Annotated in this window: 21 protein-coding genes; 8 read left to right on the top strand and 13 right to left on the bottom strand. The window is 73.2% G+C overall.

Annotated features, from left to right (window positions below):
• Positions 1–50: 50 nt before the first annotated feature.
• From ACIG87_RS26960 to ACIG87_RS26970, 3 genes are read right to left on the bottom strand one after another with little or no spacing between them, the layout of a single operon-like run.
• The gene (locus ACIG87_RS26960) at positions 51–815 is read right to left on the bottom strand and encodes a phosphoadenylyl-sulfate reductase (protein ID WP_396854247.1); all 765 of its coding nucleotides are present in this window, start codon (positions 813–815) and stop codon (positions 51–53) included.
• Complete coding sequence (locus ACIG87_RS26965) at positions 812–970, bottom strand: hypothetical protein (RefSeq protein ID WP_396854249.1); 159 nt, start codon at positions 968–970, stop codon at positions 812–814. The genes ACIG87_RS26960 and ACIG87_RS26965 overlap by 4 nt, the downstream gene beginning before the upstream one ends.
• Complete coding sequence (locus ACIG87_RS26970) at positions 967–2688, bottom strand: nitrite/sulfite reductase (protein ID WP_396854250.1); 1722 nt, start codon at positions 2686–2688, stop codon at positions 967–969. The genes ACIG87_RS26965 and ACIG87_RS26970 overlap by 4 nt, the downstream gene beginning before the upstream one ends.
• A 1575-nt stretch (positions 2689–4263) precedes the next feature.
• Here ACIG87_RS26970 and ACIG87_RS26975 point away from each other — a divergent pair.
• Positions 4264–5928 carry a glycosyltransferase family 39 protein gene (locus ACIG87_RS26975; RefSeq protein ID WP_396854252.1) on the top strand — a complete coding sequence of 555 codons (1665 nt, stop codon included), beginning with the start codon at positions 4264–4266 and terminating at the stop codon, positions 5926–5928.
• 84 nt (positions 5929–6012) lie between these two features.
• Here the strand turns inward: ACIG87_RS26975 and ACIG87_RS26980 are convergent, their stop codons facing one another.
• Both ACIG87_RS26980 and ACIG87_RS26985 read right to left on the bottom strand, forming a co-directional pair.
• Positions 6013–7536 (bottom strand): histidine kinase N-terminal domain-containing protein, encoded by a 1524-nt coding sequence (locus ACIG87_RS26980; RefSeq protein WP_396854254.1) that lies wholly within the window; start codon positions 7534–7536, stop codon positions 6013–6015.
• 52 nt (positions 7537–7588) lie between these two features.
• Entirely contained in the window at positions 7589–8620 is a 1032-nt protein-coding gene (locus ACIG87_RS26985; protein WP_396854327.1) for an SIS domain-containing protein, read from the bottom strand.
• 190 nt (positions 8621–8810) lie between these two features.
• Between ACIG87_RS26985 and ACIG87_RS26990 the strand changes: the two genes are divergently transcribed.
• The gene (locus ACIG87_RS26990; protein WP_396854256.1) at positions 8811–10634 is read left to right on the top strand and encodes a tetratricopeptide repeat protein; all 1824 of its coding nucleotides are present in this window, start codon (positions 8811–8813) and stop codon (positions 10632–10634) included.
• Positions 10635–10774: 140 nt separating this feature from the next.
• Here the strand turns inward: ACIG87_RS26990 and ACIG87_RS26995 are convergent, their stop codons facing one another.
• The gene (locus tag ACIG87_RS26995; RefSeq protein WP_396854257.1) at positions 10775–12364 is read right to left on the bottom strand and encodes an MDR family MFS transporter; all 1590 of its coding nucleotides are present in this window, start codon (positions 12362–12364) and stop codon (positions 10775–10777) included.
• Between the two features lie 111 nt (positions 12365–12475).
• Here ACIG87_RS26995 and ACIG87_RS27000 point away from each other — a divergent pair, with 111 nt between their 5' ends.
• Positions 12476–13039, top strand: a complete 564-nt coding sequence (locus tag ACIG87_RS27000; RefSeq protein ID WP_396854258.1) for a TetR/AcrR family transcriptional regulator — start codon at positions 12476–12478, stop codon at positions 13037–13039.
• A 14-nt stretch (positions 13040–13053) separates the two neighbouring features.
• Here ACIG87_RS27000 and ACIG87_RS27005 read toward each other — a convergent pair whose 3' ends face one another.
• Positions 13054–13584, bottom strand: a complete 531-nt coding sequence (locus tag ACIG87_RS27005; protein ID WP_396854328.1) for a GNAT family N-acetyltransferase — start codon at positions 13582–13584, stop codon at positions 13054–13056.
• On the bottom strand, positions 13584–13799 hold the full coding sequence (locus tag ACIG87_RS27010; RefSeq protein WP_145921537.1) for a biotin/lipoyl-binding carrier protein: 216 nt from the start codon (positions 13797–13799) through the stop codon (positions 13584–13586). Before ACIG87_RS27010 ends, ACIG87_RS27005 begins: the two co-directional genes overlap by 1 nt.
• Before the next feature lie 301 nt (positions 13800–14100).
• On the opposite strand from ACIG87_RS27010, the gene ACIG87_RS27015 reads away from it, so the two are divergent.
• Positions 14101–14175 carry a 50S ribosomal protein bL37 gene (locus tag ACIG87_RS27015; RefSeq protein WP_369752275.1) on the top strand — a complete coding sequence of 25 codons (75 nt, stop codon included), beginning with the start codon at positions 14101–14103 and terminating at the stop codon, positions 14173–14175.
• Between the two features lie 143 nt (positions 14176–14318).
• Here the strand turns inward: ACIG87_RS27015 and rsrA are convergent, their stop codons facing one another.
• The 5 genes from rsrA to ACIG87_RS27040 form a co-directional block, all read right to left on the bottom strand.
• Positions 14319–14606 carry a mycothiol system anti-sigma-R factor gene (gene rsrA / locus ACIG87_RS27020; protein WP_067312082.1) on the bottom strand — a complete coding sequence of 96 codons (288 nt, stop codon included), beginning with the start codon at positions 14604–14606 and terminating at the stop codon, positions 14319–14321.
• A gap of 1 nt (position 14607) precedes the next feature.
• Positions 14608–15426 (bottom strand): sigma-70 family RNA polymerase sigma factor, encoded by an 819-nt coding sequence (locus tag ACIG87_RS27025; protein ID WP_396854259.1) that lies wholly within the window; start codon positions 15424–15426, stop codon positions 14608–14610.
• Positions 15427–15675: 249 nt separating this feature from the next.
• Positions 15676–16287, bottom strand: coding sequence for an alpha/beta family hydrolase (locus ACIG87_RS27030; RefSeq protein WP_396854260.1), 612 nt, complete (start codon positions 16285–16287; stop codon positions 15676–15678).
• A gap of 186 nt (positions 16288–16473) precedes the next feature.
• Positions 16474–16866 (bottom strand): WhiB family transcriptional regulator, encoded by a 393-nt coding sequence (locus ACIG87_RS27035; protein WP_396854262.1) that lies wholly within the window; start codon positions 16864–16866, stop codon positions 16474–16476.
• Positions 16867–17065: 199 nt separating this feature from the next.
• The gene (locus tag ACIG87_RS27040) at positions 17066–17764 is read right to left on the bottom strand and encodes an SOS response-associated peptidase (protein WP_396854264.1); all 699 of its coding nucleotides are present in this window, start codon (positions 17762–17764) and stop codon (positions 17066–17068) included.
• Positions 17765–17866: 102 nt separating this feature from the next.
• Between ACIG87_RS27040 and aroA the strand changes: the two genes are divergently transcribed.
• The 4 genes from aroA (at position 17867) to ACIG87_RS27060 (ending at position 22340) form a co-directional block, all read left to right on the top strand.
• On the top strand, positions 17867–19168 hold the full coding sequence (gene aroA, locus ACIG87_RS27045) for a 3-phosphoshikimate 1-carboxyvinyltransferase (RefSeq protein ID WP_396854266.1): 1302 nt from the start codon (positions 17867–17869) through the stop codon (positions 19166–19168).
• Positions 19169–19333: 165 nt separating this feature from the next.
• Positions 19334–20266 (top strand): ribosome small subunit-dependent GTPase A, encoded by a 933-nt coding sequence (rsgA, locus tag ACIG87_RS27050; RefSeq protein ID WP_396854329.1) that lies wholly within the window; start codon positions 19334–19336, stop codon positions 20264–20266.
• Between the two features lie 340 nt (positions 20267–20606).
• Positions 20607–21425: an inositol monophosphatase family protein gene (locus ACIG87_RS27055; RefSeq protein WP_396854267.1), complete on the top strand. Its 819-nt coding sequence runs from the start codon at positions 20607–20609 to the stop codon at positions 21423–21425.
• Positions 21426–21485: 60 nt separating this feature from the next.
• Positions 21486–22340 (top strand): hypothetical protein, encoded by an 855-nt coding sequence (locus ACIG87_RS27060; RefSeq protein ID WP_396854330.1) that lies wholly within the window; start codon positions 21486–21488, stop codon positions 22338–22340.
• The last annotated feature ends 274 nt before the right edge of the window (positions 22341–22614 follow it).

Below are 22614 nucleotides of genomic sequence, written 5' to 3' on the forward strand. Positions count from 1 at the left end.
GGACAAGCCGGCGGGCGACGCGGAAGACACCGCGCCGGCCGCCGGGACGGTCAGACGTGCAGGCCGCACTCGGTCTTCTCGAACATGGCCCACCGGCCGGCACGCGGGTCCTCCCCCGCCTTGGTACGGCGGGTGCAGGGCCAGCAGCCGATCGAGCCGTATCCCCGGCCCAGCAGCTCGTTGACCGGGATGCGGTGACGGGAGATGTAGGAGTCCACGTCGGCCTGGGACCAGGCCGCGATCGGGTTCACCTTCACCTTGCCGCGGCGGGGGTCGAAGGTCACCACCGGGGTGTTCGCCCGGGTCGGCGACTCGTCCCGGCGCAGCCCGGCGGCCCAGGCGTCGTACCCGGACAGGGCCCGTTCCAGCGGCTCGACCTTGCGCAGCTGGCAGCAGTCGTCCGGTGAGCGGTTGAACAGCCGGGGCCCGTACTCGCCGTCCTGCTGGCCGACGGTCTGCCGGGGCCGGATCGAGCGGACGTTCACCGGCAGCCGGCGAGCCACCTCGTCGCGGACCCGCAGCGTCTCCGGAAAGTGCAACCCGGTGTCGAGGAAGACCACGTCCACGCCGGGGGCGACCCGGGAGACCAGATGGGCGAGCACGGCGTCGGCCATCGAACTGGTCACGCAGAACCGGTCACCGAAGGTGTCGGCCGCCCAGCGGGCGATCTCCAGCGCCGGGGCGCCCTCCAGCTCGCGGCCGGCCCGCTCGGCCAGCGCCCGCAGCTCGGCCGGGTCACGGCGGGTCGGGTCGGCCGGCTGCGAGCCGCCGGAGCCGACCAGGCCCAGGTTCGTCGCGGAGAGCAGGCCGCTCATCGGGCCACCCCCCGGCTCAGCAGGCCGTTGAACTTCACGGTGAAGACCCGGGCGCAGGCGTGGCACTCCCAGGCGCCGTGACCGGCCTCGTTCGGCCGCAGGTCCTCCTCGCCGCAGTACGGGCAGTGCAGCGGCGCGGATCGGGTTTCGCTCATCGGAGTTCCTCCTCGTCGACCCTGATCACCCAGTTGGCGAACGTCTCGCCCTCGGTCCGGCCGGCCAGGTAGCGGCGGGCCAGTCGTTCCACGTACTCGGGAAGCTCGTCGGCGGTGGTCTTCAGGCCGCGCAGCTTGCGACCGAACCCGGCGGTCTGGCCCTGGGCCATGCCCAACCCGCCGCCGAGGTGCACCTGGAAGCCCTCCACCTGGCGGCCGTCCGGACCGACCACCAACTGCCCCTTGAGACCGATGTCGGCGACCTGGGTACGCGCGCAGGCGTTCGGGCAGCCGTTGATGTGGATGGAGATGTCCGCGTCGAAGTCGCGCAGCCGCTCCTCCAGCCGGGCCACCAGTTCCTCGCCGCGCGCCTTGGTCTCGACGATGGCCAGCTTGCAGAACTCGATCCCGGTGCAGGCCATGGTGCCGCGCCGCCAGGCCGACGGCCGGGCCTCCAGGCCGATCCCGCGCAGCTCGTCGACCAGGGACTCGGTCCGCTCCGGCGGCACGTCGAGCACCAGCAGCTTCTGGTACGGGGTGAGCCGTACCCGGTCGCTGCCGTGCGCCTCGACCACGTCGGCGAGCTTGGTCAACTGCCCGCCGGAGACCCGCCCGACCACCGGGGCGGCCCCGACGTAGTTACGCCCGTCGCGCTGCCGGTGCACGCCGATGTGGTCGACCGGCTTGTCGGGGAGCTGCGGGGCCGGACCGTCGAGCAGGGTACGCCCCAGGTAGTCCTTCTCCAGCACCTCGCGGAACTTCTCCACGCCCCAGTCGGCGACCAGGAACTTCAGCCGGGCCCGGTTGCGCAGCCGGCGGTAGCCGTAGTCGCGGAAGATGCCGACCACCCCCGCCCAGATGTCCGGCACCTCGGCCAGCGGCACCCAGACGCCGAGCCGCTTGGCCAGCATCGGGTTGGTGGAGAGGCCACCACCGACCCAGACGTCGAAGCCGGGACCGTGCTCGGGGTGGTCCACCCCGAGGAAGGCGATGTCGTTCGCCTCGTACGGGGTGTCGACCAGCCAGGAGATCGTGGTCTTGAACTTCCGGGGCAGGTTCGAGTACGCCTTGTCGCCGACGTACCGGCTGACGATCTCGTCGATCGCCGGGGTCGGGTCGAGCACCTCGTCCTCGGCCACCCCGGCGACCGGGCTGCCCAGCACGATGCGGGGGCAGTCGCCGCACGCCTCGGTGGTCTGCAGGCCGACCGACTCCAGCCGACGCCAGATCTCCGGCATGTCCTCGACCCGGATCCAGTGGTACTGGATGTTCTGCCGGTCGGTGATGTCGGCGGTGTCCCGGGCGAACTCCCGGGAGATGTCCGCGATGACCCGCAACTGGGCCAGGGAGAGCTGACCGCCGTCGACCCGCACCCGGAGCATGAAGAACTCGTCCTCCAGCTCGTGCGGCTCCAGCACGGCGGTACGACCGCCGTCGATGCCGGCCTTACGCTGGGTGTAGAGGCCCCACCAACGGAACCGGCCACGCAGATCCTGCGGGTCGATGGAGGCGAAACCACCGTGGGCGTAAATGTTCTCGATCCGGGCCCGGACGTTCAGCGGGTCGTCGTCCTTCTTGATCCGCTCGTTGGGGTTGAGCGGCTCACGGTGGCCGAGGGCCCACTGTCCCTCTCCGCGGGGCCGGCGGGGGGCACGGGCGGCGGGGGCGGCGGGGGCCGTCGGGGTCCCGGGGCGAGCCGGGGTGCTGCTGACCGCCATCGCGGCGTCCTCCGTTGTCTCTGCGGTGCCTCGGTGGGAGCGCGGACGCGGCGGCCGGCCCTGGAAGGGCCGACGACAACGGTGTCGGAACGGCCGGCGCGGAGAACGCGCCCGAGACGGATGGGTCGGGCGTCGTCAGTGAGCCGGACAAAGCGCGCTGCGCACGCGGCCGTAATCGACGTGGCGACGGGCCACGAAGCGGCGGACGACAGCGGCGGTCATGCAGCCATGCTCCCACACCCTGCGGAGGTGGGCCAATGACCACGTGCGGCATCCCACATCACGGGCCGCATCCCCACCGTCACCACCCACCTCCCCCCGCCTTCCGGCGCGCCCCACGCCCCCGATGCCTCGCACTCACGCCCCGAACGCCCCACGCGCCTCGCCTTCCCCGTTCACTTCCTCGCGCCCCACGCCCCCGAGCCTCACCTCCCCGCATTCACGCCCCAACGCCCCTCGCGCCCCACGTCCCCGCATTCACGCCCCTCGTGCCTCGCCTTGCGCGCCCCCGCGCCCCCGCGCCCCCGCGCCCCCGCGCCCCCGCGCCCCCGCGCCCCCGCGCCCGAGCTTCTCCGTGCCCCGCATTGATGCCATGTCGCAGCCTCCGCCGCCGCTCGCCCATTGGGCCGCCTCGGTGTGCTTTCGCGGCTGCAGCCTCATGCCGGGGCGGAGTCAGCTGGCGCGGCCCGGCATGGGTCCGGCGGGAGGTCGGCCGGTGCGGCGGGCTCGGCCCGGAGCGCGGTCAGCCTGCCGGCGACGCCCCATCCCGGGCCGGAGTCAGCTGGCGTGGCCCGGGAAGCGCCACCCACATCGCGTGGGCCCAACCCTCGGCCGGCAGCCCGCGCGGGCAATCCATCCCGGGCCGCAGATCCCGGGCTGTCTCTCCACCATCCATCCTTTCGAGCTGATGACGTAGACGATTCAGGGCTCCGACCAGCAGACCAGGCCAAGCCTTCGAGGCACAGACCGCACGACCAACAAACCACGCGACCAACACACCGCACGACCAGACCAACACACCGCACGACCAACAGACCACGCGACCAACAGACCACGCGACGAATAGACCGCACGACGAATAGACCACAGGACGAACGGACCGCACGACCGACAGACCACGCGACCAACAGACCGCACGACCGACAGACCGCACGACGAACGGACCGTACGAGGCGACCGGCTACGCCGGGCCTGGGACCTCGGCGCACACCCAGGTGTGCAGGGTTCACCGGACAGATTGCCCACCGTCAGTGAATCGTTGACGACATCAGCTCCAAAGGAAGCGAACTACTACTAACAGCCCGGCTCCCGCTCCGCTCCGGCCTGCCTCCGACTCCGATCCTGCTACGACCCCTGGCGCTGACTCCGGCCCCGGCGGAGCGGCTCAGGCCCCAGCACCGGACCCGGACCCAGCCCTGGACCCGGCTCAGGACCCAGCCCCAGCCCCGGCCCGGACCAGGCCCCAGCCCCGGACCCAGCCCCGGACCCGGCTCAGGACCCAGCCCCGGCCCGGCTCCGGCTCCGGCTCCGGCAGCATCGTCGGGTCGGGTGTGGGACCCTCGACCGGTGGGCCTGATGTCCGGAAAGCGGCATTCAGCGGAGTTGGCGGGGCCGCTGCTCTGGGTGGCGCCGACGCTGGTCACCCTGGTCGCCGGGTGCTACGGCGTCGGCCGGGCTCAGCTGTGGCGTGACGAGCTGGCCACCTGGAGCGCGAGCACCCGGCCCGCGGGAGACCTGCTCCGGCTCACCGGCACCGTCGACGCCTCGACCGGGCCGTACTACCTGCTGATGCATGCCTGGACGGGGCTCTTCGGCGACTCCCTGCCGGCGCTGCGGCTGCCCTCGGCGCTGGCCATGGCCGGGGCGGCCGGCCTCACCGCCGTACTCGGTCGGCGGTTGTTCGGGACACCCGCCGGGCTGCTCGCCGGCCTACTCTTCGCGGTCCTCCCCGGCACCTCCCGGTACGCGCAGGAGGCCCGGCCGTACGCGATGGTGACCCTCTTCGCCGTGCTGGCCACCGTGCTGCTGGTCCGCGCGCTGGACCACCCGGGCTGGTTGCGCTGGTCCGGCTACGCCGTTGCCGTCGCCGGGCTCGGCCTGGCACACCTGCTCGCCCTCAGTCTGCTCGCCGCGCACGCCGTGGTGGTGCTGGTCGCCTGGGCCCTCGGCCGCCCGGCGGCCGGCCTCGCCCGCCCGCCGAACGGTTCGGCCGCGAACCCACCGGCCGACGGACCAAGCGGCGACGAACCGGCCACCGGTCAACCGGCTGCCACGGGAGCGACCACCACCACACCATCCACCGATCGACGGGACCGGCGGTTGCTGCGGTGGGCGCTGGCCGGGCTGGCCGCGGTGGTGGCGCTGACGCCGCTGCTGGTCACCGCGCAGGGTCAGCGGTCCCACCAGCTCGACTGGGTCGCCCCGGCCCGACCGGCGGATCTGGCGGCGTTGCCGGGCGGCCTGGCACAGAGCGGCGTGGTGGGGGGACTGCTGGTCGGGCTCGCCGCGCTCGGGGCGGCCCGGTCGGGGCGGCGCGGTCTGCTCCCCGGCGTCTGCGCGCTGCTGCCTGTGCTGCTGCTCTTCGTCGCCGCACTGGCCGTACCCCTCTGGGTACCGCGTTACCTGTTCTTCACGGTGCCCTTCGGCTGTCTGCTCGCCGGCGCCGCCCTGGCCGGACCGCCGGCAACGGCGGCCCGGACGGGGGTGGGGCCGGTACCGGTGGGGGCGGTAGGGGCGGGGCTGGCGGTGGTGGTGCTGGCCGGGCTGCTCGGAATGCCCGACCAGCTCGCGGTACGACAGAGCCACGGCTGGCCGCGCAGCGCGACCGTCGACTACCGGGGGGCGGCGGCGGTGATCGCCGCCGGACAGCGGCCCGGCGACGCGGTGGTCTACTCGCCCCGGGACGGTTGGCTCTTCCTCGACCTCGGGATCGACTACCAGCTTGCCCGCGTGGCCAACGACCCGCCGGCCGACGGACCCGCCGCAGCGACCCACCCCCGGGACGTGCTGGTCACCCGGGACCGGCGGGACCGGGCCGACCTGTGGGTCAGCGAGTGCCCCCGGCCGGCCGAGTGCCTGGCCGGCGTCGATCGGGTCTGGCTGGTGGTCGCCGGGCGTCACGACGACCCGCTCGCCGCCGTACCCGGTGTCAAGGGCGACGCGCTGCGGGCCGGGTTCACCGCCGACCAGGTCCGGCCCCGGCCGGGGGTGACCGTGGCGCTGCTCGTGCGCCGGGGCTGAGCAGCGCCACCACGATCCGGCCCTCGTGGGTCGCGCTGCTCACCTTCGTCCGGGCGTCACCGTGACGCCACCGATGGACCCGGCTCAGGCCTTGGCCAGCGGGACCACCAGCACGGCTTCGGTGCCACCGGCCGCACCGTCGCGCAGCTCGATGCTGCCGCGCAGTTCCCCGGTGACCAACGCCCGGACGATCTGCAGCCCGAGCCGTCCGCCCCGATCGGCGTCGAACTCGGCCGGCAGGCCCCGCCCGTTGTCGGTCACCGAGACGTGCAGCTGCTTGCGGAGCCGGTGCGCCGAGACGACCACTTCCGGCCGGGCCTCCGGCTCCGGCGCGTCGACGCCCTCCTCGGCCGGTGGGAAGCCGTGCTCGACGGCGTTGAGCAGCAGCTCGTTGAGGACCATCACCAGCGAGGTGGCGATCTCGGCGGGCAGCACCCCGAAGCTGCCGGTACGCCGCATCCCGACGCTGACCTCGGTCGCGGCCACCTCGGTCGCCGCGCTCGCCACCCGGTCGACGATGCCGTCGAACTCGACCGCCTCGTCGCTGGACATGGAGAGCGTCTCGTGCACCAGGGCGATGGAGGCGACCCGGCGTACCGACTCCTCCAGGGCTACCCGGGCCTCCGGCATGGAGACCCGGCGGGCCTGGAGGCGCAGCAGCGCGGCGACGGTCTGGAGGTTGTTCTTCACCCGGTGGTGGATCTCCCGGATGGTGGCGTCCTTGGTGATCAGGGCGCGGTCGCGGCGGCGTACCTCGGTGATGTCGCGGACCAGGACCAGCGCGCCGATCGGCACCCCGGCGGGCATCAGCGGGAGGGCCCGGGTGAGCATGGTCGCCCCCCGGGCGTCGATCTCCCGGCGGGGCGGGCCCTCACCGCGCAGCGCGGCGAGGATGCCGTTCGCCGCCTCGGTGCCGTCGAGGGGGTCGCTGGCCAGCCTGCGGTGCAGCTTGGCCAGGTCCTCCCCCACCAGGTGGGAGGCATAGCCCAACCGCCGGTACGCCGACTGCGCGTTCGGGCTGGCGTAGGTGACCTTGCCGCCCGCGTCCAGACGGACCAGACCGTCGCCGACCCGGGGCGCCGAGGTGGTCTCGCCCGGGTGCCGGGGCGGCGGGAAGGTGCCGTCGGCGATCATCTGGGCCAGGTCGTCGGCGGTGGTGAGGTAGTTCAGCTCCAGCTGACTGGGGGTGCGGGCGGTGGAGAGGTTGGTGTCCCGACCGACCACCGCGATCACCTCACCGGCCTCCCCCTCGGCGGTACGCAGCCGGACCGGGATCGCCTCGTGCCGGGCCGGCACGTCGCCGTACCAGACCGGGTCGCCCTCCCGCCAGATCCGGCCCTGCCGGTACGCCACCTCCAGGTGGGCCACCTCCGGCCCGCCGACGATCCGCCCCACCTGGTCGTCCAGGTACGCGGTCGGGGCGGTCGTCGGCCGGACCTGGGCGACGCAGAGGAACGTCCCGTCGTCGTCCACCGGCACCCACAGCAGCAGGTCGGCGAAGGACAGGTCGGACAGCAGCTGCCAGTCGCCGGCGATCCGGTGCAGGTGGTCGATGTCGGCCGGGCGGAGCTGGGTGTGCTCCTCGGCGAGGTCGCGCAGCGTGGACACGAGACACAGCGTGCCACGCCCACCCGGGCGGCGTCCCGCTGGCCGGCTCGGGTCACATCGTCGCGGTGACCTTCTTCAGGCCGCGCGGGGCGTCCGGGTCCTCGCCCCGGGCCAGCGCCAGGGCGAGCGCGAGGCGCTGCAACGGCAGGATGTCCAGCAGCGGGGCGTACCGCTCGTCGACCTCGGGCACGGCCATCCGGGTGGCCCCCTCGACCTCGGCCGAGCCGACCACCACCACGTCGGCACGGCGTTCACCGAGCCGGGGCAGCACCTCCCCCATGGACCGGCCACCGGGGCCGGAGCCGACCACGGCCAGCACCGGCACGTCCGGGTCGGTCATCGCGAGCGGTCCGTGCAGCAGGTCCGCGCCGGAAAAGGCCAGCGCCGGCAGGTACGACGTCTCCATCAGCTTCAGCGCCGCCTCCCGGGCGGTCGGGTACGCGTACCCCCGGCCGGTGGTGACGAGCTGGCCGGCGAACCGGTAGCGCGGGGCGAGTTGGGCCGGGGTGGGGTCGGCCAGGGTGCGTTCGGCCAGCTCGGGCAGGCGTTCCAGGGCGACCCGCTGGTCGGCCGGCAGCCCGCCGTCGCCGGCCCGCATCCCCTCCACCAGCAGCAGCAGGGCGAGCAGCTCGGCGGTGTACGTCTTCGTCGCGGCGACCGCCCGCTCGTGCCCGGCGGCGATGTCGACGCCCAGCTCGGCGGTCTGCGCCAGCGGCGAGTCGGGGGCGTTGGTGACCGCCAGGGTGAGTGCGCCGGAGGCACGGGCGGTACGCAGCACCTCGGTGAGGTCGGGTGAGCCCCCGCTCTGGCTGACCCCGACGACCAGCGCGTCGGAGAGGTCGGGACGGGCCCCGTACACGGTGACCGCGCTCGGCGAGGCGAGCCCGGCGGGCAGGCCGAGCCGGATCTCGGTGAGGTACGCCCCGTAGAGAGCGGCGTGGTCGGAGGTGCCCCGGGCGGTGAAGACCACGTGCCGGGGGCGGCGTTCCGCGACGACCGCCGCGACCCTGGCGATAGCCCCGGCGTGCTCGGCGGAGAGCAGCCGCGCGTAACCGGCCGGCTGCTCGTCGATGTCGGCGGCCATCCCGGCCCCTGGACGTGTCACGGAAGCTCCCCTCGATTGCGCGATCGCCGCGCGTTTCATGTTCAGTCTTGCACGATTGAGCCCACTTCAACAATCTATCGAGCACTAACGCGCAGCAGATCCGCGCCTCTTGCCGGCATCCCCTACGCTTGCTCAGCCCCTGGCAACCCCCTGCGAGCGAAAGGCCGACGTGTCGGAGGACCCACCTGCGCTGACCGCGGCGGAGGAGCTAGCCCTCGCCCGGCTGGCACTCGACGAGGGCGACCTGACCCACGCCGCCGACCACCTCGCCGCCGCGCTGGTGCTGGCGCCGACCCTGCCCGACACGCACGAGACGCTCACCCGGATCGCCGCCGCCTCCGGCGGGGACCTCGACCTCTTCCCCCTCGGCCACCGCGCACACGTCGGGGCCGTCGTCGCCCGCGCCCACCTGCTCGCCGCCGCCGGTCGCCCGGCCGAAGGGCTGGACCTGCTGGTCGCCGCCACCGGCCACGCCCCCGGCGTCGACTGGGCCGGGGTGCCCTGGGTGACCGCCCCCGAACTGGCCGAACGGCTCGACCCGGACCGCTGCGCCCGGATCCTGATGCAGGTCTGCGCCGCGGTGCCCGACCCGGTGCCCCGGATCGGCCGGGCGCCCCTGCGGCCGTACCTCACGCTGGCCCAGCACGCGGTCGCCGCGCACCCCCGGCACGCCCTCCTGCTCGGCGCGGCGTCCGCGCTGGCCCGGCGACTCGGCGAGGTCACCCTCGCGGTCACCTGGGCCAGCCGGGGAGTACGCGTGACGCCGTCCAAACTCGGCGAGGTCTGGCTCGGGTACGCCTACCGCAGCGCCGGACGGGCCCGGGAGGCCCTGGCCGCCCTGGAACGGGCCGTCGCGCACGATCCCGACGACCTCGCCGTGTACGCGGACATCGCCGGCACCCTGGCCGACAACGGCCGACTCGACCAGGCCCTCGACTGGATCGACCGGGCCCTGGCCCGCGACCCGAACTTCGACTGCGCGGTGCACACCGCGCACCGGCTGCGTTTCCTGCGCGACGGCGACGTGGCCCACCTGGTCGCCCTCGCCGACTTCACCCGGGACCACCCCGACGACAGCCACGAGCACACCGACCTCGCCGAGTCCTGCCGGGGACGCCCCTGGCTGGGGCAGGTCACCCCGGCCACCGGCGCGATGGTCGACGCGCTGCGCCGCGCGCTCGCCGCCGACGGCCTCCCCGACGCGGCGGTACGCCTCGACACGCTGGAACCGCCGAGCGCGATGCGCACCGTCACCGCCGCCGTGCCCGGCCTCTACGTCGAGGTCGTCGGGGTGGCCGACCCCGACCCGCGCGAGCCGCGCCGGGCGACCGACTGCCAACTCTGGCGCTACGAGGGCACCACCGCCGCGCCGATCCTGCCGGCCCCGTCCACCGCCGCCGCCGACCGGGTACGCCAACTCGCCCACCCCGCCTGGCCACACCCGCCGGCCGCGTACGACGCGGCGGTCGGGCTGGCCACCCTGGAACTGGCCGACCTGCTGGGCCTGCTGGTGCATCCGCCCGAGGCGCCACCCACCGCGCTGGGCCGGGTGCTCACCGGCCAGGACCCGTCCCTCTGGGTCCGCTGCGTGCAGGTCTGGGCCTGCCTCGGCCTGCTGCACCACCGCACCGACGAGCCGTGGGCGACCTCGACCCGCCGTCGGGTGCTTGTGGAACTGATCTGGGGCGTCGAGGACTGGATCACCGAGGCGGCACTGTTCGCCCTGGTCACCGCCGCCTGGGTGGACCCGACGATCCGCCCCGACGTGGCCGGGCTGGTGGCCGAGCGCCTCGCCGACGTGGCGACCGTCGCGCAGGGCCGGCGGGTGCCGATCGCCATCTCCCTGGCCCACCTGGCGCTGGCCACCCCGACCGTGGACCCCGCCACCACCGCGCTGGCCCACCGGCTCCTCGCCACCCCGGCCCGGACCCGTCGGACCGGGCGACTGGCCCGCGCCTGGCGTCGCCTCACCGCCCCGTTCCGCCGCCGCTGACAGCCCTTCCCTCCCCCGGCTCACGGGTCGGAACGGCGCGCGGCCGGTCCGCGCCCTGGGTGGGGGGCGAACCGGCCGCGCCGGACGGGGTCGGGTGAGGTCGGGTCAGGTGGGGTGGGACGGGGTGGGACGGAGCGGGGTCAGGAGACCGGGGCCTTGCCGAGGGCGATCTCGGCCTGCTCCTCGGGCGTGGCCTGCGGCGGTGGGACGTCGTTCGCCGTACGGAGCGGGATCTCCTTGATGAACCAGGCGAGCACCGGCACCGAGATGGCGATGACCATCGCCCAGAAGAAGACGTTCGAGATGGCGTCCGAGAGACCGCCGAGCACCGCCTCGCGCAGCGGGGCCGGCAACTCCTTGAGCTTCTCCAGATCGGTCCCCCGGCCCTCACCGGAGCCGCCGCCGAACGCGCTACCGGCAGCCGAGCCGGCGAGCTGGTTGGCGAAGATGGCGCCGAAGAGCGAGATGCCGAACGAGCCGCCGATGGAGCGGAAGAAGGTGGCCGCGCCGCTGGCCGCACCGAGGTCCTTCTGCTCGACGCTGTTCTGCGCGATCAGCATCGAGGTCTGCATCAGGAAGCCCATGCCGGCGCCGAGGATCAGCATGTAGAGCGACGACTCGACCTTGCCGGTGTCGACCTCCAGCCGGGACAGCAGCGCCATGCCGAGGGCCATCAACACACCACCGGCGATCGGGTACATCCGGTAGCGACCGGTCTTGGTGATGGCCCGGCCGATCACCAGGGACACCACCAGCATGCCGAACATCATCGGGAGCAGGAGCAGGCCGCTGTTGGTGGCCGACGCGCCCTGCACGGTCTGCTGGTAGAGCGGCAGGAAGTTCATCGCGCCGAACATCGCGAAGCCGAGCAGGAAGCCGATCGCCGAGATCAGCGTGAAGTTGCGGTTGGCGAAGAGGCCGAGCGGCAGGATCGGCTCGGCGACCCGGTGCTCGACGAAACCGAAGGCCAGCAGGCTGAGCAGTGCCAGCACGGCGAGGCCGAGGATCTGCGGGGAGCCCCAGTCGTACTCGTTGCCGCCCCAGGTGGTGACCAGGACGATCGCGGTGATCCCGACGGAGAGCAGCGCCGCGCCCAGCCAGTCGATCTTGTGCTCGGTCCGGTACTTCGGCAGGTGCATGGTGGTGGCCAGGATCAGCAGCGCGAGGCCACCGAGGGGCAGATTGACGTAGAACGCCCAGCGCCAGGAGAGGTTGTCGGTGATGAACCCGCCGACCAGCGGGCCGGCGACCATGGCGATCGCCATGATGCCGGCGATCATGCCCTGGTAACGGCCCCGCTCGCGGGGTGGCACCAGGTCACCGATGATCGCCATCACGCCGACCATCAGGCCACCCGCACCGAGGCCCTGCACGGCCCGGAACGCGATCAGCTCGACCATCCCGTTGCCGGTGCCGCCCAGCAGTTCCGAACCGGACATGCCGCAGAGCGCCGACCCGATCAGGAAGATGACCACCGAGGTCAGGAACACCGCCTTACGGCCGTACAGGTCGCCGAGCTTGCCCCAGATCGGGGTGGAGACGGTGGTGCCCAGCACGTACGCGGTGACCACCCAGGTGAAGTGGTTGACGCCGCCGAACTCGCTGACGATCCGCGGCAGCGCGGTGCTGACGATCATGTTGTCGAGCATCGCGAGCATCATCGCGATCATCAGGCCGAACAGCACCACCCTGATGTTGGGTCTCGCCGTCGCCTGGGTTTCCTGAGTCATCGGTAAGCTCTCCCGGAGATCTGTCGCACTTACTTGCCGCCCGGCTAGTCACCTTACTAGCCGCACGGTAAGTTGGGCAGCAGGACCCGTCAAGTGAATTGGGTGGTACAGGTGAGTCAGAGCACAGGCGGCACACGGGAACGCATCCAGGCCGTCGCGCTGGAGCTCTTCACCGAACAGGGGTACGAGAAGACCTCACTCAGGGAGATCTCCGAACGACTCGGGGTGACCAAGGCCGCCCTCTACTACCACTTCAAGAGCAAGGAAGAGATCGTCAACAGCTACGTGGAGGACCGGCTGCACCGGATGGACGAGCTGATCGACTGGGCCCGCGACCAACCGGCTACCCTGGCCACCCGACGGGCCCTGGTCAGCCAGTACGCCGACACGATGTTCGCCACGGAGCAACCCTCGGTGATGCGCTTCTTCGAGCAGAACCAGACGGTGCTCAAGAGCCTCGCCGCCGGCCAGCAGATGCGCGAACGGATGTTCCGGCTGGCCGACGCGATCTGCCTGGGCGACGACTCACCCCGGGCGCAACTCCGGGCGACGCTGGTCCTGTTCGCCGTGCACAGCAGTTGGTTCGCCATCCGGACTCCGGACATCACCGACGACGAGCGCAAGACGCTCGCCCTCGAGGTGGCCGACGAGCTGCTGGTCGGCATCGACAAGTAGGCGGGCCGCACGGGTCAGACCGGGCTGGTGGGCAGGTCCCGACGCAGGCCGAGCAGGTCGACGCCCGGCAGCGGCGACCAGTCCCGTTCCGGGGTACGGACGAAGCCGAGCCCCGCGTAGAGCCGGTGGGCGGCGTCGGCGAGCCCGCTGCGCACGCAGATGACCACCGCCGCGCAGCCCTGTTCGGCGGCTCGGGACAGGCAGGCCCGGACCAGCGCCGCACCCGCGCCCCGCCCCTGGGCGGCCGGGTCCACCGCCAGCATCCGGAACTCCGCCTCGCCCGGCCCGGACAACTCCGCGTACGGGCTGCCGGGCAGCACGAAGGTGACCGAGCCGAGGACCGCGCCGGTCACCGCGTCGACGGCGACCAGGATCTCGCCGTTCTCCGCCCGGCTGGCCACGTCGGCCAGCACCTCGCCGTAGCCGTTCTCGCCCTTGAGCTGACCGTCGGCCTCGTAGGCGGCGACGGTCAGCCGGGCCACCGCCGCGAACTCGGCCGGTACGGCCCGCCGGACCAGCAGCCCGGCCGACCGGTCACCGGGGATCAACCGATCACCGCGATCAGGTCACCGTCCTGCACCACGTCGCCCTCGTTGACGGCGAGCTGCTCGACCACGCCATCGGACTCGGCGACGACCGGGATCTCCATCTTCATCGACTCCAGGATCACCAACGTGTCTCCCTCGGACACGGTGTCCCCGGTCGACGCCACGACCTTCCACACGTTGGCCACCATCTCGGCGCGGATCTCCTCGGCCATCACGGCCCTCCCTCTCCACCGGGTGTGTCTGCGTTCGGTATCCAATCACGTACCGGCCCTGCACGGGGGTGGAGCGGCCTGACCCGTCCCGGTCACGCCACCCGAGGGCGGGCCAGGCCCCGGCCGGAGGCGACCCGGCGGCGAGGGTCGGTTCAGGTGCCGCTGCCGCCCCGGCGCACGACGGCGGACGCCGGCCGCACTAGCATCATCGGGTCGGACCCCGACGCCGGGAGGACCGGTGGCGTGCACCGGCGCCGAGGGTCGCCGCAGCAGGGGTCGGACCCATCACGAGGAGGTCAGCATGGCGAAGAAGGCCCGCAAGAAGAAGGCCCGCAAGAAGAGCAGCGCGAACCACGGCAAGCGCCCCAACTCCTGAGTCGTCCCGGCGGGCATCCGCCGCGACGCCAGGTCCGGCCCGGAGCCGGACAGACCGGTGGCCCGGGTCGACTCGACCCGGGCCACCGTCGTGGATCCGTGCGTCACTCGACGAGTTCGCGCGTCAGTCCGCGAACTCGTGTGTCACTCGGCGAGTTCTCGCGACTCGCTGGCCTCGAAGACCACCAACTCGGTGAGGCGTACCCGCAGCCGCTCGCGCAGCTGGTCGGGGGCGGTCTCGTTGCCGCAGCACCGGGCCACCAGCGCCCGCACCTCCTGCTCGATGCCGTACTCCCGCAGGCAGGGCCCGCACTCGTCCAGGTGGTAACGGATCAGCGAGCGCCGTTCCTCGGCGCACTCCAGGTCCAGGTAGAGGTAGACCTCCGCGAGCACTTCCCGGCAGTCCGTCTCGTGCGGCTTTCCACAGCTCACGTCACACCTCCCGGCTGGCAGCGGCGGTCGAGCCCTTCGGGGACTGCGCGGCGCTGAAGCCACGCTCGGCGGCGTACCGCTCGAGCAGCTTGCGCAGATTGCGACGCCCACGGTGCAGCCGGGACATCACGGTGCCGATCGGCGTGCCCATGATGTCGGCGACCTCCTTGTACGAGAAGCCTTCGACATCGGTCAGGTAGACGGCCAGGCGGAACTCCTCCGGCAACTGCTGGAGCGCCTCCTTGACGTCGCTGTCCGGCAGCCGGTCCAGCGCCTCGGTCTCGGCCGACCGCAACCCGCTGGAGGTGTGCGACTCGGCCTCGGCGAGCTGCCAGTCGGTGATCTCCTCGGTGGGCGCCTGAATAGGCTGGCGCTGCCGTTTGCGATAGGAGTTGATGTAGGTGTTGGTCAGGATCCGGTAGAGCCAGGCCTTCAGGTTCGTGCCCTGCTCGAACTGGTGGAAAGCGGCGTACGCCTTCAGGTATGTCTCCTGGACCAGGTCCTCGGCATCGGCCGGGTTGCGCGTCATCCGCAGCCCGGCAGCGTAGAGCTGATCGACGAAGGGCATCGCGTCCCGCTCGAAGCGGGCCCTGCGCTCGTCCGTCTTCTCGGTGGTCAACCGCACATCCCCTCGCGTCGGATGCTGTCCCGCCGAGGATACGCGGACGAACCCGTCCGCAGCTTCGGTTCTGCCGGGTGTGCCGGTGCTCACCACCCCGGGGGCGGCCCCCACCGCCGGCCAGTCCGGGCCGTCCAGCAGCCGTCTGAGCTGCCGCGCGTCCCGCTCGTCCCGCTCCCGGCTCCGCGTCTCGGTCGGCACCGGTCACCCCCCTCGCCAGATTCCTCGTCCGGGAGTCGTAACGCCCGACCACGGGCCGGACATTCCACCGGCCTCCCGCTCCTGGTCCCGGCCAACCGGTCGGCTACCGGGGGGCTGGGACCAGGAAGGGCCTGGGAGGGACGGTCCCGACCGCCCGAACCGGAAGGCCGACACCATCGGATGCAACGACGGGTCCGCCGAGGCGGAAACGGGTGGTCACCGGCCCGACCGACGCGCGGACGCGGCGGTTCACTGCGCCCACCGGTGTCGACGCAGCCAGGTGACCACCGCGTCGGCCACGCCGGCCGGGTCCTGGCGCAGGTCGTGACGTTCACCACGGCGCACCACCACCTCGACCGGGCCGCCTGCGGTCGGCACCCCGAAGGGGTCCCGGTCGCCGTTGACGACCAGCGTCGGCAGCCCGGTGGCCAACTCGGCGGCCCGGGAACGCTCCGGCCGGCCGGGCGGGTGCAGCGGGAAGGCCAGCGCGACCACCCCGACCGCACCCACCGCGCGGGCCGTCCGGCAGGCCACCCGGGCGCCGCTGGACCGCCCGCCGACCAGCAGGGGCAGCTCGGGGTGTCGGCTCCGCAGCACGGTCAGCACCGCCGCCCACGCCTCGTCCAGGTGCCCGGCCGGGGCCGGGGCCCGCCGGCCGGCCACCCGGTAGGGCTGGGTCACCCGGGCCACCGCCACCCCGGCGCCGCGGGCGGCGTCGCGCAGGGCGAGCAGGTCCGGCGCGTCCACCGCGCCGCCGGCACCGTGCCCGAGCACGAGCAGGGACGTCGGGGGACCGACCGGCAGGTCGGTGTCGACCCGGGCCGGGCCACGTGGGGTGTCGAGCTGCGCGAGGTGCGGCACCCGGCCATTCTGCGCCGCCGCCCCCGGACGGCCGGAAAGCCACCCGCCCGGATCGAACGGCCACCGTCCAGGACAGGAAGCCGGACTGGAAGGCCGCCGCCCAGACGCGGAAGCCCCGTACCAGCAGCAAAGGCCGCTACCCGGGACACACGCGACAGACCGGACCGGAGGACCGGACCGGGCGGGTCAGCTCAGCGGCACCAGGGTGAGTAGCCGGTCCCGCACCGGTGGGCCGGCGTCGTCGGCGGCGTCGGGATCGGACTCGACCTCGCCGCGCCAGGCCACCAGCATGGCCCGGCGCTCGCGCGGCGTGGTGCCGCCCCACACCCCGTGGGTGTCGCCCACCTCCAACGCCCAGGCCAGACAGGAGCCCTGGACGTCACAACTGCGGCAGAGCGAGACCGCCGCGTCGGCCGGTTCGTTGGGCGCCGGAAAAAACGTCTCCGGGTCCACGCTCTGGCAGGTTCCTCTGGTCCGCCAGGCATCGTCGGAACGGCGGTCCCGCAACGCCCTCAGTAGTCGCGGATCTCGCCGTGCGGCGGCAACCTCGTGCGGACGTGGCATACGCGCCCGGGTCATCACACCCACCTCCCCCGTGGGACCGGCAAGATCGACGGGCGTCGTTCACACTGCGCGAAGACGCTCCCAGTGCCAGCGCTGTGTTCTATCGCACTGTTGGCTACGGGGACAAGGGGTCTGCCGGAAAGATGGCCAAAAATCCGAGCGACGTTTCGCCCGGAACTCTGGCAATTCGTGCGCGACAATGTCGCCAATCACGTCAGAACAGCGTGCTCTCCCCGTGGGAGCGTTCCCGTTCCGGAGGTACCCGCGCGATCAGCCCCGGGCCGTCGTTGCGGACATCGCCCACCGCCGGCCCGACCGGACGGATCTCCAGCCCGGCGAGCCACTGCGACGTCGGCGGGACGAGCAGCGCCGCCGGATCGTCGACCGGGGCCAACCAGTCCGCCCAGCGGTCCCGGGGCAGGAGCAACGGCATCCGGTCGTGCACCTCGGCCAGCTCACCCACCGCCGCCGTGGTGAGCACGCTGAAGGTGAGCAACGTCTCCCACCGGGACCAGATGCCGGCCAACGCCAGCACCGCACCGTCACGTGGGGTCATGAAGTACGGCTGCTTGCCGCCACCGGCCCGGCGCACCCACTCGTACCAGCCGTCGGCCGGGACCAGGCAGCGCCGACGGGCGAACGGCACGGCGTACGCCCGGCTGGTGGCGACCGTCTCGGCCCGCGCGTTGATCATGCGAGCCGCCCCGGCCGCCGAGGACGCCCAGTGCGGCACCAGGCCCCAGCGGCCGACCGAGAGCACCCGGGAACCGTCGGGGTCGACCCGGACCACCGGCACCGGATCGGTCGGCGCGACGTTGTGGGCGGGCCCGAGCCGGCCGTCGGTGTCGTCGTACGACTCGAAGACGGCGCTCAGCTCCCCCGCGCCCCGGGTCGTCGCGTACCTGCCGCACATGGCGCACACGCTAACGCTCCACGCCGCCGACGGCTGTCCCGCCAACCGGGAGTCGGCCCGACAGCCGGCTCGAAGTCGTCGTCGGATTGGCAGAATGTGATCGTGGGAAACCCGACCGCCACCCGTGCGCAACAGCCCTGGACCGCACCGACCGCCAGTGACCCGGTCACGGCGACGCTGCGCCTGCCCGGCTCCAAGTCGATGACCGCCCGAGCCCTGGTGCTCAGCGCGCTGGCCGGTGGCCCCTCGACACTGCACGGACCGCTGCGGGCCCGGGACACCGAGCTGATGGCGGGTGGGCTGCGCGCGATGGGTGCGCACGTGTCGGTCTCCGACGACGAGCGCTGGCTGGTCCGGCCGCACCGGCTGGTCGGCCCGGCCCACGTCGACGTGGGCCTCGCCGGCACGGTGATGCGGTTCGTCCCGCCGGTCGCCGGCCTCGCCGAGGGGCGGGTCACCTTCGACGGCGACCCGCAGGCCCGGGTCCGGCCGCTCGGCCCGCTGATCGGTGCGCTGCGCTCGCTCGGGGTCCGGATCGACACGCCGGACGCCGGCAGCCTGCCCCTGGTGGTGCAGGGCGGCGGTCGGGTCGCCGGCGGCGAGGTGGTGATCGACGCCTCCGCCTCCAGCCAGCTCGTCTCCGGCCTGCTGCTCGCCGGGGCGCGCTTCGACCGGGGCGTGGTGGTCCGGCACGAGGGCCCGCCGGTGCCGTCCGCCCCGCACCTGCGGATGACGGTGCAGATGCTGCGGGCCGCCGGGGCGGCCGTCGACGACAGCGTCGCCGATGTCTGGGTGGTCGAGCCGGGGCCGCTCGCCGGTCGGGGCTGGGAGATCGAGCCCGACCTCTCCGGCGCGGTGCCCTTCTTCGCCGCCGCCCTGGTCACCGGAGGTGAGGTGACGTTGCAGGGCTGGCCGCACAGCAGCGTCCAGCCGGTCGAGCAGCTCCGTTCGCTGCTGCACCGGATGGGCGGTGAGGTGAGCCTGACCACCGGCGGGTTGACCGTCCGGGGCACCGGCACGGTGCACGGCCTGACCGCCGACCTGTCCGACGTCAGCGAACTGACCCCGGCGCTGACCGCGCTGGCCCTGCTGGCCGACTCGCCGTCGACCTTCACCGGGGTCGGGCACATCCGGGGGCACGAGACCGACCGGATCGCCGCGCTGGCCCGCGAGTTCACCGCGCTGGGCGCCGACCTGAGCGAGACCGACGACGGGCTGGAGATCCGGCCCCGACCGCTGCGCGGCGGCCCCTTCCGCACCTACGCCGATCACCGGATGGCGCACGCCGCCGCGGTGGCCGGGCTCGCCGTGCCGGGCGTCGAGGTGGACGACGTGGCGTGTACCTCGAAGACCATGCCGGAGTTCCCGGCACTATGGTCGGCGATGGTGACCGGCAAGAGCTGACGGCGGAGGGGGCAGGTCCTGACGACCAAGCGACGGGAGTACGACGAGGACGACGTACGGGTCCGGCCCGGCCGGTCCTCACGTCCGCGTACCCGGACCCGCCCCCGGCACGACGACGCGGTGGACGGGTTCGTGATCGCCGTCGACCGGGGCCGGTACACCTGCGTGTTCCCCGAGGCCCCCGACGATGCCGCGATCACCGCGATGCGGGCCCGCGAGCTGGGCCGCAAGTCGGTGGTGGTCGGCGACCGGGTGGGCCTGGTCGGAGACGTCTCCGGCGCGGACGGGGCGCTGGCCCGGATCGTCCGGATCGCCGAACGGCGCTCGGTGCTGCGACGCACCGCCGACGACGACGAGAACACCGCCGAGGGGCGACAGGAACGGGTGGTGGTCGCCAATGCCGACCAACTGGTGATCGTCAGCGCGCTGGCCGACCCGCCGCCCCGGACCGGGTTCATCGACCGCTGCCTGGTCGCCGCGTACGACGCCGGCATCGAGCCGTTGCTCTGCCTGACCAAGGCCGATCTGGCCGGCCCGGACCAGGTGGTCGGCTACTACGCCGAGCTGGAACTGCCGTACGTGCTGGTCCGGCCGGACTCCGACCTGGACGCGCTGCGCGCCCTGCTCGCCGGCCGGGTGTCGGTCCTGGTGGGGCACTCCGGGGTGGGCAAGTCGACGCTGGTCAACCGGCTTGTGCCGGACGCGCTCCGGGCCGTCGGTGTGGTCAGCGCGATCGGCCGGGGCCGACACACCTCGACCAGCGCGGTGGCGTTGCGGCTGCCGCGCACCCCGGACGCCGACGGCGACCCGGGTTGGATCGTGGACACCCCGGGGGTACGCAGCTTCGGGCTGGCCCACGTCTCGGCGGAGAGCCTGCTGCACGGCTTCCCCGATCTGGTGGAGGGGACGGTGGACTGTCCCCCGAACTGCCCGCACACCCCGGACGAGGCGGACTGCGCCCTGGACGCCTGGGTGGCCGCCGGCAAGGCCGACTCGCGCCGGCTGGCCTCGTACCGTCGGCTGCTGGCCTCCCGGTCCGGCGACGGCGACCCCCGCGAACCCGAACGCAACCCCGGCGACCCCCTAGCCGGCTCATGACTCGGAAGTAGACCCACTTCCTCCCGATCAGAGCCGCTCCGCATAGCGGAGTACCCAGGACCAACCCACCCTTCCCCTCCCCTCCCCGCTGCCCCACCCCACCCCACCCCGGCCTGCCCCACCCCGCCCCGGTCTGCCCCGCCCCGGTCTGCCCCGCCCTGGTCTGCCCCGCCCTGGTGATCAAGAGGTTTACGTCACGGTGGCCGACGCTGATGACGCAAACTTCTTGATCACCGGGGCGGGGCGGGCCGAGGCGGGGGTGGGAGCGGGGGGGTGGGAGCGGGGGGTGGGGGTGGGGGGTGGGGGTGGGGGGTGGGGGTGGGGTGGGTACGGTTTCGGTGTGGTTGGGGTCGTTGACGACATTGCTCTTGCGCACCGGCTCGCGGACGCCGCCGATGCCATCTCGATGGCCCGGTTCCGGGCACTGGACCTGCGGGTGACGGCCAAGCCGGACCTGACTCCCGTCTCCGACGCGGACACCTCGGTGGAGCGGGAGATCCGGGCGCTGCTGGCCACCCACCGGCCGGGCGACGGGCTGCTCGGCGAGGAGTACGGCGAGCAGCCGGCGACCGGCCCGGACGGTCGGCGTTGGGTGATCGACCCCATCGACGGCACCAAGAACTTCGTCCGGGGCGTCCCGGTCTGGGCCACCCTGATCGCGTTGCTGGAAGGGGACCGGCCGGTTGCCGGCCTGGTCTCCGCCCCGGCGCTGGGCCGGCGCTGGTGGGGCGCTCCCGGCGTGGGCGCGTACGCCGGCCCGGACGCCAGCTCCGGCGTACCGATCCGGGTCTCCGGGGTGGGCGACCTCGCCGACGCCAGCTTCTGCTACTCCTCGCTGACCGGCTGGGAGGCGGCCGGCCGGCTGGACCCGGTGCTCCAGTTGATGCGGGACACCTGGCGCAGCCGCGCGTACGGCGACTTCTACGGCTACATGTTGCTGGCCGAGGGGGCACTGGACGTGATGGTGGAGCCGGAGTTGTCGCTCTGGGACGTCGCCGCGCTGGTGCCGATCGTGACCGCCGCCGGGGGCACCATGACCACTCTGGAGGGCATCCCCGCCCCTGGTGGGACGGTCTCCGGTGAGATCAGCGCGATCGCCACCAACGGGCCGCTGCACGCCGACGTCCTGTCCCGGCTGGGTCAGCCAACCGCGCGCTGAACCCACACGACCCTCTATCCTCGCCAGGTGGTGTCCTCCGGTTGGTGCTTCCTCGCGGCGATGATCGTCGCGTACGGCTTCGCCAACATGCTCCAGTCGGTCGCCGCCGCCCGGACGACCGTGCACCACACCTTCGACCCGGGTCTGCTGCTGCGGCTGGCCGGGCACCGGACGTACCTGATCGGGCTGTTCTGCCAGGTGACCGGCTTCGTGCTGGCCTTCCTGGCCCGCCGTGACCTGCCGTTGTTCCTGGTCCAGGCCAGTGTGGCGGCGGGTCTGGGGGTGACCGCCCTGCTCGGCGTGGTGGTGCTCAAGTGGCGGCTGCCCGCCGCCGAGGTGGCGCTGCTGGTGCTGCTCTTCGCCGGGATCAGCGCGCTGGTGCTCTCCGCCCAGCCGGCCCCCTCGAAAGGGCTCGGCACCGCCGGCCTGATCGCCCTGGCGGTGGCTCTCGGCGCGATCGGGCTGCTCGGCTTCTTCGCGGTACGCCTGCACGGGGCACCCGGTTCGGTGGCGCTGGGCTCACTGGCCGGGATGGCGTTCTCGGCCGCCGCGGTGGCCGCCCGGCCGCTCGCCTCCGCCCCGTCGGCCGAGGCGTTCGTCCGCGATCCGCTGCTCTACCTGCTGATCGCCCACTCACTGGTGGGCCAACTGCTGCTCGGTCTGGCGATGCAACGCGGCTCCACGACGGCCGCCGTCGCCGCGATGGACGCCGCCGGGGCGGTGCCCGCCGCGATCGTCGGCCTGCTGCTGCTCAACGACAAGATCTGGCCGGGCCGGGAGTGGCTGGCCGCCGTCGGCTTCCTGATCACCCTCGCCTCGGTGATCGGGCTCACCCGGTACGCCGCGCCCCAGCACCACCACGCGGTGACCCGGACCCGGGAACGCGCCATGGTGGGTGCCGCCCCACGCGCCTGAACCGGCGCAGGGAACCAGAGCCAGAATCAGCGCAGGGAACCCCAGAGCCAGGACCAGCGCAGGGAACCAGAAGCAGGACCGACGCAGGGAACCAGCGCAGGAACCAGAAGCAGGACCGACGCAGGGAAACCAGAGGCGGCCGGGCTGGGGCAGGGGACCGTGAGCCGTTGACGTCATCAGCTCGACAGGATGCCGGTAGGCACAGGTACATCCGACCGGCAGTCGTCCGGACGGCACCCGCGCCCAGGGCGTCCACCGGGACGCACTCCCCAGA

The sequence above is a fragment of the Micromonospora sp. NPDC051925 genome (assembly GCF_044548625.1).
Taxonomy (GTDB): Bacteria; Actinomycetota; Actinomycetes; order Mycobacteriales; family Micromonosporaceae; genus Micromonospora.

Coding starts and splice junctions, on each gene's coding strand:
- ACIG87_RS27060 (WP_396854330.1), top strand. CDS start 21,486: ATGATCGTCGCGTACGGCTTCGCCAACATGCTCCAGTCGGTCGCCGCC.
- ACIG87_RS27010 (WP_145921537.1), bottom strand. CDS start 13,799: ATGGCCGAGGAGATCCGCGCCGAGATGGTGGCCAACGTGTGGAAGGTC.
- ACIG87_RS27040 (WP_396854264.1), bottom strand. CDS start 17,764: ATGTGCGGCAGGTACGCGACGACCCGGGGCGCGGGGGAGCTGAGCGCC.
- ACIG87_RS27035 (WP_396854262.1), bottom strand. CDS start 16,866: ATGACCCGGGCGCGTATGCCACGTCCGCACGAGGTTGCCGCCGCACGG.
- ACIG87_RS26970 (WP_396854250.1), bottom strand. CDS start 2,688: ATGGCGGTCAGCAGCACCCCGGCTCGCCCCGGGACCCCGACGGCCCCC.
- ACIG87_RS26985 (WP_396854327.1), bottom strand. CDS start 8,620: ATGGCCGCCGACATCGACGAGCAGCCGGCCGGTTACGCGCGGCTGCTC.
- ACIG87_RS26965 (WP_396854249.1), bottom strand. CDS start 970: ATGAGCGAAACCCGATCCGCGCCGCTGCACTGCCCGTACTGCGGCGAG.
- ACIG87_RS26975 (WP_396854252.1), top strand. CDS start 4,264: ATGTCCGGAAAGCGGCATTCAGCGGAGTTGGCGGGGCCGCTGCTCTGG.
- ACIG87_RS26960 (WP_396854247.1), bottom strand. CDS start 815: ATGAGCGGCCTGCTCTCCGCGACGAACCTGGGCCTGGTCGGCTCCGGC.
- ACIG87_RS26995 (WP_396854257.1), bottom strand. CDS start 12,364: ATGACTCAGGAAACCCAGGCGACGGCGAGACCCAACATCAGGGTGGTG.